This window comes from Motilimonas cestriensis (assembly GCF_021295315.1).
GTDB lineage: Bacteria > Pseudomonadota > Gammaproteobacteria > Enterobacterales > CBDFNC01 > Motilimonas > Motilimonas cestriensis.
Genome location: NZ_JAIMJA010000005.1, coordinates 1 through 16,124, shown reverse-complemented (window position 1 = coordinate 16,124; position 16,124 = coordinate 1). Strand labels below are relative to the sequence as shown.

Here is a 16,124-nt window from a genome sequence, read left to right as displayed (position 1 = left end):
ACTTACAATATGATGATGTTAAATGAAATAACGAGATTAATTTATGAAAGGCAAGTTATCACTTTCTGTCAAAACCCTGATCATGCTCGCAGCCCTGCCCTGCTCTCAAGTCTTCGCGGCCATCGGCGCTAATCCCATTATCGATTGCACTTATAGCCGTTACAGCGATAAATTTGGCCTAAGTAACGACGAACTCAAGCTTAAATTTGAAATAGACCCAACAGGTCCGACTGGATTTATCATTGCCGACAACGGCTCAATTAAACAGGTTAAACTTGTTTACAAAGGTAATGGCGCCGCCTTTATTGATGAAACCAGTACCGGTGAAGTGCTCGTGACCTCCATCGATCGCCATTTGAATTCCGTTCACTCCAGTCACCGCGTGAGTTTACAAGGCTCTTTATTTGCTAAGCAATATTACGGCACTTGTAAATCAACCAAAGAGTGGCAATAACTAGATTTAGTACAGTCAACTGGTTTGCCAACACCAAGTGAGTTTGTAAGGCTCTTTATTTGCAATTACAACATCATTACGGCACTTGCAAATCAACCAAAGAGTGGCAATAATCAGCCCGCTTATTTCAATCCCCTACTAATCGCGTTTTGGCATCGTTCGAATGCAGATGAATAATATTGACCCTACTATAACCTGAGTATCTTCCATGGATTTTGAAACTATCTTTAGAGTGGCATCGCTGACCATTTTAGCTTTACTGCCGATGGTCAACCCGCCGACCACCGCCACATTGTTACTTGGCTTAAGTAAGGGGCGTACCAAACAATATATTGCCTCGCAAGCTCGCCTTGCCAGCCTAATATTGTTTTTTACCCTATCGATCACCTTGTTTATCGGCTCTTCAATTCTCGACATATTTAGTATTTCGGTACCCAGCCTTAGATTAGGTGGCGGCCTGATCATTGGCGCAATTGGTTTTGGCATGTTATTCCCAAAACCGGTGAGCAATGTTGAAACGGATACCCCTTCATCTATTGCTTTTGTACCATTAACCATTCCGAGCATGTGTGGTCCAGGCACCATGGCCTTAATCATCAGTGGCGCAGCCGAAATAGCCAGCCTTCCTAATGACGTTAATATACCAAGTGTTTATATTGGCGCAATATTAGGCTTTGCCGGAATGAGCATGATTGCTTGGTTTATATTAAGCATGGCGTATCCAACGTTAAAACTATTAGGCACCAATGGGATTGATGCCTTTACGCGGATCATGGGCTTTTTGTTGGTTTGTATGGGCGTGCAGTTCTGCGTTAATGGCTTCACTGAAATTTACCTTGAACTTCAAGCCACGTTACCATCAGTGGCGTGACCTATTTCCTTGGTGATAACCGCAGTATGTAAACAAGCCTGCTTGCGCCCCTCTCATATGTAACATTACGCAGTTAAAGTGTTAGATGTTAATCCGAGCAGGGGCGATAAGGGTGTTATCACCTCCTCAGCGTCAAGTTACCAACAATTGTTATCCAAAAGACCTGACATATCATAAGAACATCATCGACTTTTACGGACTAATTAGCTGATAATGTCAGGATTAACGTTACCAAGGATAAATAATGAAACTAAAAGTGCTATTACTGTGTGTATTCACCCTACTTTCAGGCTGCCGCTTTTCCGAAGAAGTGGATGCCGCCACTAGTAATGTCAGTGAAGAGCGCGTTTGGGTGTTTGCCCAATTTAACGTGCCAGAAGAAAATGATGGCATGGAAACTTATTATTACTACGGTAATGTCGCTAAATCCCTATACGAGCAGGTAAGCAATAACCGTTTAAGCAGTGGCTTTGTGTTAATGAAGCAAGTGCGTTACTGGGGTGATGATGATCGGGTTCATGATTACAAAGATGCCGAAGACTCAGGTAATCTTATTTTTCGCATAGAAGATATTCGTCGGATTAAGCTCATTAACCAAGATCCTCTACTTGATCCTGAAAACAAAGAACAAGTGGCGGAGTTTCAACAGTAAGCTTTTTACAACATGGGCTGATAACAGCCCTTAATTACTTGACTATTTAACTAATAGGCCATTACGCACCAGTGCTCGGCGCACGTTTTTACATAACTTAACAAATTGATTTAACTCGGCAAAGTTAGGCTTATCACCTTGGTATAAGCGGGTTTGCCAGCCAATAATCTCCATTTCCACCAGCTCTAATAGCTTCTTAGTGCAGACCTCACAATGGTCGCTGCAAATGCTCGACTCGGGCGCATGAAACGGAAATTCTGCTTTTACTTTAGCTATCACTTCCTGAAGGACTTGCTCGCAACTGGGTTTGCTCACTGCTCGCTCCAATTTCACAAACAAAAAAGGAGAAGCTTAGCTTCTCCTTTTACTCACTTATCTACCGGCAAGTATTACTTCCAGATGTATAAGTTAAATAGTTTTTTACCGCGCTTGATTAAGGTAAATTTGCCGTACATAGCGTCTGCTTTATTACATACAGCTTCAGTATCAGCTACTTTTTCACCATTAACCGATACCGCGCCATTACCGATAAACTCACGTGCCATCTTGTTTGACTTAGCAAGCTCTGAAGAAGTTAATAGCTCAACCAGAGAAAGTGAATCACCTTCTACTTCAGTGATTGGCAAGCCATCTAAAGCAAGTTGGGTTAAATCTGACTCACTCAGTGAGGTTAAATCGCCAGAGAACAAGGCGCCAGTAATACGCTCAGCTGAGGCTAGGCCTTCTTCACCGCGAACTAAACGGGTGACTTCACGAGCAAGCACTTGCTGGCCTTCAGGGCGACCTTGAATCGCCTTATCACTTTCTTCAATGGCTGCAATTTCTTCAATGCTTAAGAAAGTAAAGTAACGTAGGAACTTGTACACGTCAGCATCAGCCGTGCCTAACCAAAACTGGTAAAAAGAGTAAGATGAAGTTTTGTTCTCATCTAACCAAATGGTGCCAGACTCAGTTTTACCAAACTTAGTGCCGTCTGATTTTGTTACCAATGGCAACGTTAAACCAAACACCTGGTTTTTGTTCATGCGACGAGTTAATTCAGTGCCGCCGGTAATGTTACCCCACTGATCTGAACCGCCGATTTGCAAAGTACAGTTCTTATCACGGTTTAGCGCCGCAAAGTCATACGACTGCAACAGCATGTAACTGAATTCAGTGTATGAGATACCCGAACCTTCACGCTCAATGCGCTGTTTAACCGACTCTTTTTGGATCATCGCGTTAACGCTGAAGTATTTACCTATGTCACGCATAAAGGTGATGGTATCAATCTTACCGATCCAATCTAGGTTGTTAACCACCTCGGCGCCGTTCTCTGATTCATTAAAATCAACAAAGGCGCTGACCTGTGCTTTAATTTTTTCTACCCAGCCTTCCACTACATCGGTGGTGTTTAGCTGACGCTCTGCTGCTTTAAAACTTGGGTCACCAATTAAGCCCGTTGCGCCGCCAACTAGGGCTAATGGCTTATGGCCAAACTGCTGAAAACGCTTTAGTACCAATAGTGGTACTAGGCTACCTATGTGTAGGCTGTCGGCAGTGGGATCGAAGCCACAATACAAAGTGCGACAACCTGTTGAAAGGTGCTCAGCTAATTCTTCATCAGCGGTACACTGTGCAATCAGCCCACGGGCTTGTAAGTCTTTCAATAGTTCATTTGTTGCTGTCATCGCGAAACCTGTATTTTAAGTTGCTTAAATCCAAAATGGGGCTCGATTTTACACATTTGACCTGACAAAAAACAGGCCAAACCCCGCTTGTTTATGGTTTTTCGTGGCTTTTTCTGCCGCATTTAAGCGATTGTTGTAAGCGGATGGCGTTTCTATCAATTTTGCTCATACCCAACCTAGAGATGCTTGATTTCAGCAAGATTTTACACGCGTTTAGGTAAGGCATTGATTGCAGGTAATGGCTTTCCCCTTATTAAAATCAATAACGCAGCATTAACGCGTGTAAAACTTGCCCTTTGGGAGCGCCGCCGTGTTTCCCTGATTTCAAATCAAAAAGTGTTGTTACGCTCATTTAAAAGGTGTCTACATTCCTGCATTAGCGTGCCTAGTATTGAAAACATGGCAGTGCTCTGAAACATGCATCTTCAAGTTTATTGGGTATATGCTAATATCCAGTTAATTATTTTACATAGCAGAATCATCAAGATGAAAATAGGCATTATCGGCGCAATGGAACAAGAAGTTGAACTACTGCGCGCACAACTTGAACAAGTAGAAACCAAAACCATCGCAGGCTGTGAATTTTACCGCGGTAAACTACACGGCGTGGAAGTAATTTTAACTAAATCAGGCATAGGTAAAGTGGCTGCTGCGGTAGCAACTAGCTTATTACTTGAGCTATACCAACCCGATACTGTGATTAACACCGGCTCTGCGGGCGGTTACGATCAAGCGCTACAAGTAGGCGATGTGGTGATCTCATCTGAAGTGCGTTATCACGATGTTGACGTAACCGCCTTTGGGTATGAAATAGGCCAAGTACCACAACTGCCAGCAGCATTTTTACCCGATGCGAAGTTAGTGCAAGTAGCGAAAGACTCGGTTGCCGCCGTTGATGAACAGGTAAAGGTGATTGAAGGCTTAATTTGTACTGGCGATACTTTTATGGCCGATCCAGTAAAAGTGGAATACGCCCGTAACAACTTCCCCACCATGGCGGCAGTTGAAATGGAGGCCGCGGCCATTGCACAGGTTTGTCATCAATTTAGCGTGCCATTTGTGATCATTCGTTCGCTGTCTGACATCGCTGGTAAAGAATCAAGCCAATCATTTGATGAATACCTAGTGGTAGCCGCGAAACACTCAAGCTTAATGATTGCGGAAATGGTTAAGCGTCTCGGCTAATGCCTAGCTTACTTGAGCTATACCAAATGATGCCCAATCAGCTAATGCTGTTATTAGCTGCATTGGCATCATTATTTTTTCCCCTGCCGCTACGCTACCACCCCGCCACAGGCGCTGGCCATATATTACAATTACTGGGTAACAAGGTTGCCAATCCAAGCAATAGTTTTTCGCAACAACAACTCGCTGGCTTGCTCGCATTAATGTTAGTGATATTGCCCAGTCTTGCCCTTGTCGTGGCACTGAAAGAAGTGCTGATATTTGCTGAATTTTTTGATTTTCTATTATTGCTGTTTTTATTTGAATGGCGCGCTTATGTCACCGCGTTTGACCACAGCCGACAGTCTTTACTTGTAACCGACAAAAGCCAAGCACGAAATAACTTGGATCTTATTACTTTGCGTGATGTAGATGCCCTATCGCAGTTAGGCCTGCAAAAAGCGGCCGCCGAAAGCCTGCCGTTACATTTAGCCCATCGTTGGTTTGTGGTGTTCTTTTGGTTTGCCGTTGCCGGTATTTATGGCGCACTGGCCTGCCGACTATTACAGCTGTGTAATTTTTATTGGAACAGAAAAAAAACACGTTTTCGCCATTTTGGCATCGCCGCACAACAAGCTTACCAAACAGTGAGCTTCATTCCCTGTTTATTACTCGCATTCACCTTAAGTTGTTATGGCAACACCCGCTACGCCTTAAAAAACCTATTTCACCAAGGTGCCAGCTGGCCAATGTTAAGCTCCGGCTTGGTTATTTCAGCCTTAGCCAGTAGCTTAAAAATACAACTTGGCGGCGCGCGTATGTATGAAACCATCAAGGTACGTTTTGCGTTAATGGGCACGGGTGACATCATTAGCCAAGGCCATTTAACACCATTAAAGCAACGTTTAAATCACGCCGCTTGGTTATGGATAATTGTTTATGTTGTACTGAATATTTGCTGGTGGCTAATACAGCAGCCCCGCTACTAACACTCAACGCGGTTACAAGGATTAACTCATGAAAGCTTTATTAAATGCTTGCTTATTAACACTTATTATTCTTTTCACCCACAGTACTGTGGCTAAAAACAGCGTGCCAGTCGTCAGCCAAAGCGAGTTAGTGGCTTGGCAGCAATCAGAAAAGCCAATGCAATTGTTAGATGTGCGCACCCCTGCCGAATTTGCCCAAGGTCATATTAAAGGCGCAATTAATATCCCATACGACCAATTAGACCAACAGTTAGCTAGCCTAGATAAAGATACCGAGATAGTGGTTTACTGCCGCTCAGGCCGCCGCGCCGCCATTGCTGAAGACGTGTTAATGAGCAATGGGTTGTTAAAGGTGTCACACCTAGAAGGCGATATGCTGGGCTGGCAAGCTAAAGGGTTGCCAGTTGAGGTGATTGAGTAACCAGATTAATAAGCTTACAACATCTCTAGGACATCTTTCGGAAGCGACAGAAAATAAGGTCTTCAGCTTCCCTGGAGACTAAGTACTACCCAATAGAAATTGATTAAGGCTACAAAATGGAAAACACTAAAGATGTTTTGGCTAGTATTCGAAGCGTTAGAAATAGCCTAACCGCATCGGCACAAAGGGTCGCTGACTTTATTCTAGAAAATCCACAACAGGTAACCAATTTATCAACCTCCGAGCTTGCTAACTCATCTGGCGTAGGCGAAGCCAGCTTAATACGTTTTTGTAAAAAGATCGGCTATTCGGGTTTTCAAGAATTTAAGATGTTGTTAGCGGTCTCGCTGGCGAAGAATAAGACACCACAACCGGCCTTATTATCGAACGAAATAGACCTGACAGATGATATGGAGCTTATTGGAGAAAAACTCCAACTGGTGTTACAACAAGTACTCTCCGAAACTCGTGCGCTATTAGATTTTGATATATTACATCAAGTCTCAGACGCCATTAATCACTCATCATCAACCACCTTCTTTGGCGTGGGCTCCTCTGGCGTAACAGCAGAAGAAGCAAAGAATAAACTGATGCGGATCGGCTATAACGTAGATGCTATTGCAAATAATCACTTTATGTATATGAAAGCATCATTACTTTGTGCCGATGATGTTGTTATTGCTATTTCACACTCAGGAGAGTCTCCAGAGACGATCAAAGCACTTCGAATAGCAAAAGAAATGGGCGCATTTACCGTTGCTCTAACTCATAATTCACGTTCAACTATTTGTAATTACGCAGATAAAGTACTTGTTAACGGAAATCGTGAGAACTGGTTACAAGGCGACTCTATTGGCACAAAAGTGGCTCAAATATTTGTTCTTGATCTACTTTATACTGAGCTGGTTCGCTCAGATCTTGAAGGTGCGCGCAGCAGTAAACTTAAAACAACGCAATCTATCATGTAATTTCCCCTACATCTCCCCTTGTAATTCTGTGATTAGTGTCATGAATTAATTCATTCGTGATGGATTAATACACCAGCAAGTGGAATTATACTCCACACAAAACAAATTAACGGAGTTTAGTTTCCATGCCAAAGTCTACTTTCTTTGAAACTGCACAAAAATTCGGGAAGTCATTTATGCTTCCTATTGCTGTTCTCCCCGCCGCTGGCCTATTACTCGGTATAGGTGGTGCATTATCAAATCCTAATACTCTCGTCGCATATCCATTTTTGGATTTGGAGTTCCTACAAGCTATATTCACCATTATGACAGCAGCTGGCGCTATCGTATTTGGTAACCTTCCTGTGCTATTCGCGGTCGGCGTTGCTGTGGGCTTGGCAAAAGGGGATAAGGGCACGGTTGGGCTTGCCGCCTTACTTGCTTATTTGGTAATGAATGCAACGATTGGCTCGATGTTGTCGCTTCAAGGTAGTTTAGCAACGGGTAATTTAGGAGCGGTTGGCCAGGGTATGATCTTAGGCATTCAAACTCTCGATACAGGGGTATTTGGTGGTGTAGTCGTAGGTATCATGGCTAATTTTTTACACGCTCGATATAACAAGATAGAACTTCCAAAGTTCCTTGGTTTCTTCGGTGGTTCACGCTTTGTTCCAATCGTTTCAGCATTCTCTGCGATTATTTTGGGCGCTGTGATGTTCATGATTTGGCCAAAAATTCAATCGGGTATCTTTGGACTAGGTGGCTTAATAGAAACAACAGGATACATAGGTACCTTACTTTATGGTTTCACCCTTCGCATGCTTGGCCTGTTCGGTCTACACCATATTTTCTACCTTCCTTTTTGGACAACCGCGCTTGGCGGCTCAGAAGTCGTTAACGGTGTAATGGTTGAAGGTACGCAGCGAATTTTCTTTGCACAGTTAGCAGATCCATCTGTACAGCAATACTTTATCGGTACGTCTCGCTTCATGTCTGGGCGTTTTATCACGATGATGTTTGGCCTAATGGGCGCTGCGCTTGCTATCTACCATTGTGCAAAACCTGAGCACAAAGTACGGGTGGGTGGCCTAATGCTATCAGCGGCTTTAACTTCATTCCTGACCGGTATTACAGAGCCATTGGAGTTTTCTTTCTTATTCGTCGCCCCCGTTCTGTATATCATCCACGCCATATTCGATGGTTTCGCATTTATGCTTGCTCATATGTTCGAAATAACAATAGGCCAAACCTTTTCAGGCGGCTTTATTGATTTCATTTTGTTCGGTGTATTGCAAGGTCAAGCTAAAACGAACTGGATGGCAGTTCCGGTTATTGGTACGGCTTGGTTCTTCCTTTACTATTTTGTATTTCGCTTCACCATTGCAAAATTCAACCTCAAAACCCTTGGGCGTGAAGATGAGCAGCAGGCCGAAGCAAGCGATATTTCTGGTACTGCTCGCGCCAGCGCCATTGTTAAGCACCTTGGTAATGCTCGTAATATCAAAGACGTTGATTGCTGCGCAACTCGATTGCGCCTAACGCTAAATGATGCTGCGAAGGTTGATGAAGCAGGATTAAAAACAACGGGGGCGATCGCTGTTGTCATTAAAGGTAACGGAGTCCAAGTCATTTACGGTCCTCATGTCACCATAGTTAAAAATGAATTAGAGGAATTATTAGGGCTATGAATGATTTCTTTACGAGAACTAAAAAAGGCTTGATAGTCTCGTGCCAAGCTCTTGAGAGCGAACCACTTCATAGTGATTTCATCATGGGCCGTATGGCACTTGCAGCTAAACAAGGCGGTGCAGTGGGCATTCGAGCAAACTCAGTGAAAGACATAATCGAAATCAAAAATACAGTTAACTTGCCTATTATTGGCATAGTAAAACGTGATTACAGCGATTCGGAAGTGTTTATCACCGCAACAATGAGCGAAGTCGATGAGTTAATGACTATTGCGCCAGACATGATTGCGCTAGATGCCACTAACAGGGCTCGACCTAAGGGCGAAACGCTAGCAAGTCTTGTTAAGGCAATTCGCCTTAAGTATCCAAGGATACTGCTCATGGCTGATATAGCAACATTGGCGGATGCTATAGAAGCGGACAAGTTAGGGTTTGACTGTATTTCATCAACCCTTCATGGCTACACCGGGAACACCAAAGGCTGCAAGTTGTTTTCGAACGATTTTCAATTTCTAAGAGAATTGCTTACTCAAGTAAAAGCACCTGTGATTGCAGAAGGCAATGTAAAAACACCGGAAATGGCCAAGCGTTGCCTAGAAATAGGTTGTCACGGGGTTGTTGTGGGAGGAGCAATTACCCGTCCGAAACAGATCACAGAGCAGTTCATTTCAGCAATGAAGTAACTCCTCCTTTCTAAGACAAAAGCCACTTTTCGAAGTGGCTTTTTTGTAATATTAACAATATTAAGTTGAACGCTGCCAAGCAGATAGCTCACTTAGCCTTGCCACACAGAAAAAGTATTCCCGCCAACAGCAAAGAAATGAGCGAGATACCAATGATGGTATAAAGAACCAATAGCCAATCCTGATCGCCATTATAAAGAGCTGTGCCGACAACAGCACTCACCGAGCCCAAACAAAAAAATAATAACGTCTTATAGTTCATTAATTAGCCTATATCAGATAAATACCATCACCAAAGAAGGCTCGATAAGTAAGCCACGGTAAATGCCCTTTCTAAGGTACCTGTTCAACATGGCTGCTTGTTATTGGTTCTTAGCACCTTAATTTAGCCTACCCAAGTTGATGTATCCTCTTGCCACCGCGCGAAACAACATCACCAAGCCAAATGCCGTAACTGCAAGGCCAAAGTGTTTTACCTTGCAGTCTCTAATAAGTTAAACCTAGGTAGACGCCATTTAAATCGAACCGAAGCCATACGGACTAAATAGCCAACCAATAAACTGGCGATAATTGAGATGCTTTCATCAATGGCGAAATGCGCTAACGTTAAGTACAAGCAAGCAACAATTAATGCCACAGAAGCATACAATTCTTGATGCAAAACCAGTGGCGTTTGACGGCATATTAAATCGCGCAGCAGGCCACCAAATACCCCCGTGACAATAGCTGCCACGACACAAATACCGTAGTGTAACCCCATGTTTAGTCCAACTTGGCAACCTATGATGCTAAATGCTGCCAGCCCGAGCGCATCTAAGCGCATAAACACTCCTTTAAATTTTACAACCCACTTTGCCAACCAAGTGGTCACTATGCCTGCGACACAAGTGATCAATAAATATTCAGGGTGCGCGACCCAAGTTAAAGGATAGTTACCCAATAAAATATCTCTTACACTGCCCCCACCGATTGCCGTTGCACTCGCAACAAGCATGACACCGAACCAATCCATGTTTCTTCGACCAGCGCTGAGCGCACCAGTCATTGCTTCTGCGGTAATTCCAATAATGTAAATAATGCTTAGTAACATGGTTCGATCGCTTAAATTTTCTTCGCAAAATAAAGGGGGCATTGTAGATATAAAGCCCACAAAAAACGAGAAATAAAGAACCTTACACTGCAAATAAAACCAATAAACAGCATTTAAACAAACCAAAGCAATAACAATAAAAAATAAATTGCCACTAACTTATTTAATACAGTTTAACCGAGCCCGACTTAAACAAAGCTCAGGCCTGCCAATGATTGCTTCATTAGGGCCCAACTTGACCCTAGACAGAATACATCACCATTGGCGCCGCAACTGCGTTAATAACGGTTAAGGTGGCAGGCAGCATAATAACAACTCTTGAAAAAGAATTTACGCCCCTTGCTAAAAGATGCAGCCACGAGTGGCTCATTCATGTGTTTGGTCTGCATTTAGCGTTTTTTTTAGCCAGCTATTCATGTCAGTAATGACGTTTGCTAACTGCTCTTGGCCTGCAGAATTGTTAAAGCGGTGATCTAGATTTTCATAAAAACGAAATTCGATGTTTTCTTTGCCTGATTTTTGTAGCTCAGACATCATGTCTGTCACTTTTTGCGGTGACACAGACTTATCAATCCCCCCTTGTACGATGAGCAAAGGCGTATTAACACTTTTCAGTGTACTAAGCTGATCAATTGATAGCATCTGCCGCCACCAATTATAACCATGACCACTCACTTCAATATCAAACGGTTCACTATTTAATATGTGTTGAGCAAAGCCTTTAAAGCCCTCAACGCTTTCCTTAGTTTTATCAACATCTGTCTGCTCAGAACTGATGCTATGTAATACATCATCAATAAACCATTGCCCGCCACCATTAAAAGAAATAGTCGCATCCACATCATGATTACTTGCAGCAAGTAAGTTGGCGATCACTGCACCTTCGCTTCCCCCGATAACAACCAAGTTGTCATAATTACGCTCTTTATTTATCGTACTTAGCACAGCGGCGATGTCTTCAACTCGCTGCTTCGGGTTATCTTTCTTTAAGTAGGCTGTTGGACAGTCTTTACGCTCCGCATCAGCGCTGTAAACTAAACTTTTATCAATGCCATATTTTTCGATTAATAAAAGATCAGACTGTGGCCAAATATTTTTGTAATCCGTAAAAATGGATTTGATATTCAGAGCACTATTACAATCTGAACCTTGCAAGATGAGCAACAAGGTATCACTTTTGCTGTCTTCTTTTTGATCAATTAGGTAGTAATTTATTTTCGTGCCATCTGCTCGATTCGTTGTCAGTGTGGTGGCATCTACAGAGTCAGCAAGTGCGTTAATATTAAAAGCCATTAAAAGTATGGCGAGTAGTCGATACTTCATGAAGTCACTCCAATATCCATTCTAAGACAATGTATAATAAGTTGTTTTTTAAAGTTTTTAAATACACCACCCGTCGTTTTCACAACCATTGCGGCATGAAGCGTCCCCCTAAAGCGTCAGATATTAGCCACTCGATCTTTCATCAGTAATGACTCTAAAATTAGGGGGAAAAGGGGAAAATATCACTGAACAATATTGTCATGGGCCTTTCTAAATACGCGTTCAGCTAAACTTTTTACATCAAAAATAAGGTGGGAAGACGTACTACCATCGCTGTACACCAGCGTTACCATGCCATAAATAGCATTTGAATCTGATCGCTTTTCCCCTGGCTGGTTTTCCTGTAAATGCGCCTTGAATTGGTGATATAAACTCAGTGGTGAAAACGTCCCTTTTTTTATCACTTGTGCACTTGGATGAGCACCGTAGTATAAATACGCGGCACCATCGCTGTTTGATAAAATTCTTTCTTCTCCGTGAGGGTAATCCATTATGAAGCGAGTCAGCTCAGGCTGCTCTTCCCCCTGCAAAAGCGGGACATAAAGTATGATTAAAATGAAAGATATTAAGCATTTCATGTTCTTACCTCTAGCACTATGAGAAGCAGCCAATAAATAGAAAAGTATTGAGTAACTTATAGAACACTTCTAGCCTCACACTCAAACTAACCTTAGCTCTATATGGCGTTTTCACACTGGCGGCCATGTATACCGCATCGAGGACTTGATGCTGACAGCCACCCGCCTTAGGAATCCACTCGCGTTTGATCGCCTTTGCTCGATAGCGCCCCGATTGCACATGCTGATGCAGACGTGGCAAATGCTGAGCGAGTTCTCCAGCATAACCCTGCCAGTCTTGTTCATCCACACTTTAGAAGACATCACCACATGCGTAAGGTGCTCAACTACGATGTGCCAACGGTTGATTTTCAGTAACACCAACCGTCATATTGGTTTCCCTATCACCCAACAAGGTCGACACACATAAAGAGTGATTACGCAGCTCAATACTTAGCCTATGGCTTCCCCTATCATCACTTAACCTGTTATCTCACGATAACAGGCCCATGAGTTGGGGTTCTGGCGACTTGCTAGGTATTACCAGTCAGAGGGCTTGCCACTCCAATCCTTCTACCGATTTATCTCGGCGCACTGGGCGTCCCCCTTTATTCTTTCGGTTTTTAGCCCAATGCTTCCGCTTGGTTAATCGGGGCAGCACATTAATTAGGGATTGAGGCTAATAACGCACTAAGTACTTTGCTTTCTTTATCTGAGATAAGCACTAATGACTTATCGGTATATTCCCCACCAAGAAAAGACTGGCTGCTACTTCTTACCTTAACTAGATAATTACCATATTGATAAACAGATACGCTTTCCAATACCGCTAGGTGAAGATCTGTATCCCCTTTAGCCTTAGTGACGTCATAGCCTCGATATGACCAACCTTGCAGCTCTCTGCCATTGATAACAAGAGTCGAACTGCCATCAAATAAAACGCGATTAACACCTGACGACTGAGTAAGCATCTGCTTACCTAAATCCAAATAAAGATTGGCATCAATATCGGGATCGCGAAAGGAGGAAGTGATCGTCATCAGATCGTTGCCATAAGAAATGCTGCTGCTTTGGCTTATCTCGTTGTAATTAGTCATTAGTACACGACTAAGATCATCAACGTTACCGGGTGCGTTGATGCCAGTAGGCTGGTGAATGGCGGGGGCAATTTGCTGGTTTAGCTCTGAGCGGGATTGATCCGCAGTACTGCCACATCCGGCCATAGTCGCCGCCAACAGTACAGCTAGAAAGATACGTTTTTTCATTATATTCCCTTAAAAAAATCCGTAATAATGTGTCAACTTGATTCAACACAAAAAGTTGACATAGATTTTACACGGGGAAATAAAAAAATCTATATTCAATACAACAATTTGGCTAGCAGAAAGCATGTCTAAAGGATGTAGACATAACTCGTACTCAACCAGAAGCTGGATGACAGCGGCTTTTTAAGTAATTTCATTTCTACACTCAGAGTCGACTAGTTTAAGTAAAGTTGGAACTCTATATTCACCGTGCATCTGTTGGATAAACTTCTTCGCTTCAGACTGGCTAATACCGATACTTGTTACATAAAGGGGCTTTTTACTGGTACCGCGTAAAACTTCACATTGCTCTGGCGTTCCAGCAAATCTGTTTTTTGCTACACCAATTATCGGGACTTTTGTATTCAAGTTATTGTAAAGATGAGAGCCTAGCCCATCTTGTCGCGCCTCCCCAAGGGTGACATAACCATCAATCACGATGACTTCAACGTCATCTTTGATCTCGTTAAGCAGGGCCAAAATACAAGGCAATTCTCTTTTGAAAAAACTGCCTGGTTGATATGGTTCAATGTCATTAATCTTGACACTTAACTTACTGGTATAAGATGAAGATTCCCAATCAGAAAATAGCACCCCAGATGCCACTGCGAACTCATTGTTATTGTAGTGAACATCTATTACTAGCTTCATTGTAAATTATTGCACTCTGTCATCGTCATCATCAGGATCCAAAAGGCTATTCGTCAGGCGTTAATATATGGTTATTTTGCCGGAAAGCATATGTTAAAGGCTCAAACAAAGTACGATCCGGCCCTATAATTGAGCCCTTCTTCAGTATCGACCAACCTTTAGCCAACCAGCCCCAAATTTGTATGGTCGGCTGCTTATGTCACTAGTTACTTACAGGCGTGTAATTAACAACCAAACCAATGTTTTCAATCGGCTCAGGCAATACATCATCATTAGTGTTCAATATACCGTCACGTCCGTAGGCTCTAATGTGATATTCATTCTCATTAATTAAAACATAATAGAAGTACTTAGAATCGCTGCTTTCTACCAAACTCGGATCTTGCAAAAACACCATCGAATTTTCAGGTAATGAATTTTCAAGTGTTTCTAATGAAGCGGGGTAATGACCATGTTGAACTTTGTAAAACTCAATAGCTTGGACCGCACTACTTAATGTGCTTTTAGCAAGGCTTGTTCGGAGATCATCATATACGCCCCCCTTTTCAACGAACCCGAAGTACCCAAGAGCACCATAGACAACAACCGTAAATAAAATACCGGCAAAGCCAACAATTTTAAGCTTTGTACTCTTTATTGCGAATCCCCAAACGATCGCGACAATACCAAAAAATACTCCAATTAACGGAATAAATGACATTCCGCCAATTACGAAGCCCAAACAACCCGGTGACTTTTGTTGTTGATTCATATTCTGTTGAACATCTTCCATTTACTTTATAATCCTTGCAGCCTAGTTAACGCCTAAATCAGGTGCGCCGTAGGCGACACCTATTCTTATCTGTTAGCTGTTTTATCACAAGCAAACATACAGTTTAAACTGTTGTTTTAGTCGCTAAATACAGCTTTCCTTTATAGATTAAAGGAAATGCTATCCACCCAGCTAAAGCGAAGCCATATCCATAGTTGTTGGGCACCTTAAACCAAGCCTCAATTAAATTAAAATAGGTGAAAATTGTGCCAATAAATATGAACAACACTGACTGGTATTTAGTTACTTCTAAGAGTAATTTTACTCTTTTAACATTAATAGTTTTACTCATCAGTGAATTAGCTAAAACACACAGAATGAGTAGTTGAGTAACAAATGGAAACGAAGTAAATAGTAAATACATGACTCTCCAACTAAACACTGAGGAATCCCCTGATGATTTCATTAAAAATCATAAATTTAAGTAGAATGGCATCTTTCCGTATGATCTAATGAATTCGCCAAAACACAAAAAACCAAACAGAAAGATGCGCGAACTTAAGATTTTACACGATTCTCTTTACCAATTCTGCCCTGAACTTCATTTAAAGCGCCTTAACACCATGACGCTGGCATGCCGAGCTTTACTCAACAGTAAAGCCCTCACATTAACTGAACTGGGACGCAATTTACCCACCAAGTCCAGAGCAAAACATAACATCAAGCGCATGGATCGCTTATTAGGCAACCGCCACCTTCATCATGAGCGCCTTGCTGTTTATCGCTGGCATGCTAGCTTTATCTGCTCGGGTAATCCAATGCCGGTTATTTTGGTAGATTGGTCTGATATTCGTGAGCAGAAAAGACTTGTGGCATTGCGGGCTTCGGTTGCTTTGCAGGGCCGCTCCG

At 42.6% G+C, this 16,124-nt stretch carries 18 protein-coding genes and 1 pseudogene; 10 read left to right on the top strand and 9 right to left on the bottom strand.

Annotation, left to right across the window (positions count from 1 at the left end; genetic code table 11):
- Nucleotides 1-43 precede the first annotated feature (43 nt).
- The 3 genes from K6Y31_RS06075 to K6Y31_RS06065 all read left to right on the top strand — a co-directional run bounded on the left by K6Y31_RS06075 (nt 44) and on the right by K6Y31_RS06065 (nt 1,977).
- Nucleotides 44-454 (top strand): hypothetical protein, encoded by a 411-nt coding sequence (locus tag K6Y31_RS06075; RefSeq protein ID WP_233051916.1) that lies wholly within the window; start codon nt 44-46, stop codon nt 452-454.
- Between the two features lie 208 nt (nt 455-662).
- Nucleotides 663-1,325 carry a MarC family NAAT transporter gene (locus K6Y31_RS06070; protein WP_233051915.1) on the top strand — a complete coding sequence of 221 codons (663 nt, stop codon included), beginning with the start codon at nt 663-665 and terminating at the stop codon, nt 1,323-1,325.
- A 244-nt stretch (nt 1,326-1,569) separates the two neighbouring features.
- Entirely contained in the window at nt 1,570-1,977 is a 408-nt protein-coding gene (locus K6Y31_RS06065) for a hypothetical protein (protein ID WP_232801808.1), read from the top strand.
- A gap of 42 nt (nt 1,978-2,019) precedes the next feature.
- Here K6Y31_RS06065 and K6Y31_RS06060 read toward each other — a convergent pair whose 3' ends face one another.
- Together K6Y31_RS06060 and tyrS are read right to left on the bottom strand one after the other, a co-directional pair.
- The gene (locus K6Y31_RS06060) at nt 2,020-2,292 is read right to left on the bottom strand and encodes a hypothetical protein (RefSeq protein WP_233051914.1); all 273 of its coding nucleotides are present in this window, start codon (nt 2,290-2,292) and stop codon (nt 2,020-2,022) included.
- A gap of 74 nt (nt 2,293-2,366) precedes the next feature.
- Entirely contained in the window at nt 2,367-3,647 is a 1,281-nt protein-coding gene (tyrS, locus tag K6Y31_RS06055) for a tyrosine--tRNA ligase (protein WP_232801806.1), read from the bottom strand.
- Nucleotides 3,648-4,133: 486 nt separating this feature from the next.
- On the opposite strand from tyrS, the gene mtnN reads away from it, so the two are divergent.
- The 6 genes from mtnN (at nt 4,134) to K6Y31_RS06025 (ending at nt 9,539) form a co-directional block, all read left to right on the top strand.
- Complete coding sequence (mtnN, locus tag K6Y31_RS06050; RefSeq protein WP_232801805.1) at nt 4,134-4,832, top strand: 5'-methylthioadenosine/S-adenosylhomocysteine nucleosidase; 699 nt, start codon at nt 4,134-4,136, stop codon at nt 4,830-4,832.
- On the top strand, nt 4,832-5,800 hold the full coding sequence (locus K6Y31_RS06045) for a cobalamin biosynthesis protein CobD/CbiB (protein WP_232801804.1): 969 nt from the start codon (nt 4,832-4,834) through the stop codon (nt 5,798-5,800). The genes mtnN and K6Y31_RS06045 overlap by 1 nt, the downstream gene beginning before the upstream one ends.
- 28 nt (nt 5,801-5,828) lie before the next feature.
- Nucleotides 5,829-6,221 (top strand): rhodanese-like domain-containing protein, encoded by a 393-nt coding sequence (locus K6Y31_RS06040; protein ID WP_233051913.1) that lies wholly within the window; start codon nt 5,829-5,831, stop codon nt 6,219-6,221.
- Between the two features lie 116 nt (nt 6,222-6,337).
- The gene (locus K6Y31_RS06035; RefSeq protein ID WP_233051912.1) at nt 6,338-7,189 is read left to right on the top strand and encodes a MurR/RpiR family transcriptional regulator; all 852 of its coding nucleotides are present in this window, start codon (nt 6,338-6,340) and stop codon (nt 7,187-7,189) included.
- Between the two features lie 125 nt (nt 7,190-7,314).
- Entirely contained in the window at nt 7,315-8,856 is a 1,542-nt protein-coding gene (locus K6Y31_RS06030; RefSeq protein WP_233051911.1) for a PTS transporter subunit EIIC, read from the top strand.
- Complete coding sequence (locus K6Y31_RS06025) at nt 8,853-9,539, top strand: N-acetylmannosamine-6-phosphate 2-epimerase (RefSeq protein ID WP_233051910.1); 687 nt, start codon at nt 8,853-8,855, stop codon at nt 9,537-9,539. Before K6Y31_RS06030 ends, K6Y31_RS06025 begins: the two co-directional genes overlap by 4 nt.
- A 472-nt stretch (nt 9,540-10,011) precedes the next feature.
- On the opposite strand, the gene K6Y31_RS06020 is transcribed toward K6Y31_RS06025, so the two are convergent.
- The 7 genes from K6Y31_RS06020 to K6Y31_RS05990 form a co-directional block, all read right to left on the bottom strand.
- Nucleotides 10,012-10,629, bottom strand: coding sequence for a trimeric intracellular cation channel family protein (locus K6Y31_RS06020; protein ID WP_233051909.1), 618 nt, complete (start codon nt 10,627-10,629; stop codon nt 10,012-10,014).
- Nucleotides 10,630-10,995: 366 nt separating this feature from the next.
- Nucleotides 10,996-11,952 (bottom strand): alpha/beta hydrolase family protein, encoded by a 957-nt coding sequence (locus K6Y31_RS06015; RefSeq protein ID WP_233051908.1) that lies wholly within the window; start codon nt 11,950-11,952, stop codon nt 10,996-10,998.
- A gap of 182 nt (nt 11,953-12,134) precedes the next feature.
- Complete coding sequence (locus K6Y31_RS06010) at nt 12,135-12,530, bottom strand: hypothetical protein (RefSeq protein ID WP_233051907.1); 396 nt, start codon at nt 12,528-12,530, stop codon at nt 12,135-12,137.
- A gap of 16 nt (nt 12,531-12,546) precedes the next feature.
- Nucleotides 12,547-12,819 carry a hypothetical protein gene (locus tag K6Y31_RS06005; RefSeq protein ID WP_233051906.1) on the bottom strand — a complete coding sequence of 91 codons (273 nt, stop codon included), beginning with the start codon at nt 12,817-12,819 and terminating at the stop codon, nt 12,547-12,549.
- Between the two features lie 352 nt (nt 12,820-13,171).
- On the bottom strand, nt 13,172-13,774 hold the full coding sequence (locus K6Y31_RS06000; RefSeq protein WP_233051905.1) for a hypothetical protein: 603 nt from the start codon (nt 13,772-13,774) through the stop codon (nt 13,172-13,174).
- A 183-nt stretch (nt 13,775-13,957) separates the two neighbouring features.
- On the bottom strand, nt 13,958-14,464 hold the full coding sequence (locus tag K6Y31_RS05995) for an endonuclease V (protein ID WP_233051904.1): 507 nt from the start codon (nt 14,462-14,464) through the stop codon (nt 13,958-13,960).
- Nucleotides 14,465-14,666: 202 nt separating this feature from the next.
- Complete coding sequence (locus K6Y31_RS05990) at nt 14,667-15,236, bottom strand: type II secretion system protein GspG (protein ID WP_233051903.1); 570 nt, start codon at nt 15,234-15,236, stop codon at nt 14,667-14,669.
- 527 nt (nt 15,237-15,763) lie between these two features.
- Between K6Y31_RS05990 and K6Y31_RS05985 the strand changes: the two are divergent.
- Nucleotides 15,764-16,124 (top strand): annotated as a pseudogene (locus tag K6Y31_RS05985) (IS4 family transposase); the annotation flags it as partial.

Coding starts and splice junctions, on each gene's coding strand:
- K6Y31_RS06075 (WP_233051916.1), top strand. CDS start 44: ATGAAAGGCAAGTTATCACTTTCTGTCAAAACCCTGATCATGCTCGCA.
- K6Y31_RS06070 (WP_233051915.1), top strand. CDS start 663: ATGGATTTTGAAACTATCTTTAGAGTGGCATCGCTGACCATTTTAGCT.
- K6Y31_RS06065 (WP_232801808.1), top strand. CDS start 1,570: ATGAAACTAAAAGTGCTATTACTGTGTGTATTCACCCTACTTTCAGGC.
- tyrS (WP_232801806.1), bottom strand. CDS start 3,647: ATGACAGCAACAAATGAACTATTGAAAGACTTACAAGCCCGTGGGCTG.
- mtnN (WP_232801805.1), top strand. CDS start 4,134: ATGAAAATAGGCATTATCGGCGCAATGGAACAAGAAGTTGAACTACTG.
- K6Y31_RS06045 (WP_232801804.1), top strand. CDS start 4,832: ATGCCTAGCTTACTTGAGCTATACCAAATGATGCCCAATCAGCTAATG.
- K6Y31_RS06040 (WP_233051913.1), top strand. CDS start 5,829: ATGAAAGCTTTATTAAATGCTTGCTTATTAACACTTATTATTCTTTTC.
- K6Y31_RS06035 (WP_233051912.1), top strand. CDS start 6,338: ATGGAAAACACTAAAGATGTTTTGGCTAGTATTCGAAGCGTTAGAAAT.
- K6Y31_RS06030 (WP_233051911.1), top strand. CDS start 7,315: ATGCCAAAGTCTACTTTCTTTGAAACTGCACAAAAATTCGGGAAGTCA.
- K6Y31_RS06025 (WP_233051910.1), top strand. CDS start 8,853: ATGAATGATTTCTTTACGAGAACTAAAAAAGGCTTGATAGTCTCGTGC.
- K6Y31_RS06020 (WP_233051909.1), bottom strand. CDS start 10,629: ATGTTACTAAGCATTATTTACATTATTGGAATTACCGCAGAAGCAATG.
- K6Y31_RS06015 (WP_233051908.1), bottom strand. CDS start 11,952: ATGAAGTATCGACTACTCGCCATACTTTTAATGGCTTTTAATATTAAC.
- K6Y31_RS06010 (WP_233051907.1), bottom strand. CDS start 12,530: ATGAAATGCTTAATATCTTTCATTTTAATCATACTTTATGTCCCGCTT.
- K6Y31_RS06000 (WP_233051905.1), bottom strand. CDS start 13,774: ATGAAAAAACGTATCTTTCTAGCTGTACTGTTGGCGGCGACTATGGCC.
- K6Y31_RS05995 (WP_233051904.1), bottom strand. CDS start 14,464: ATGAAGCTAGTAATAGATGTTCACTACAATAACAATGAGTTCGCAGTG.
- K6Y31_RS05990 (WP_233051903.1), bottom strand. CDS start 15,236: ATGGAAGATGTTCAACAGAATATGAATCAACAACAAAAGTCACCGGGT.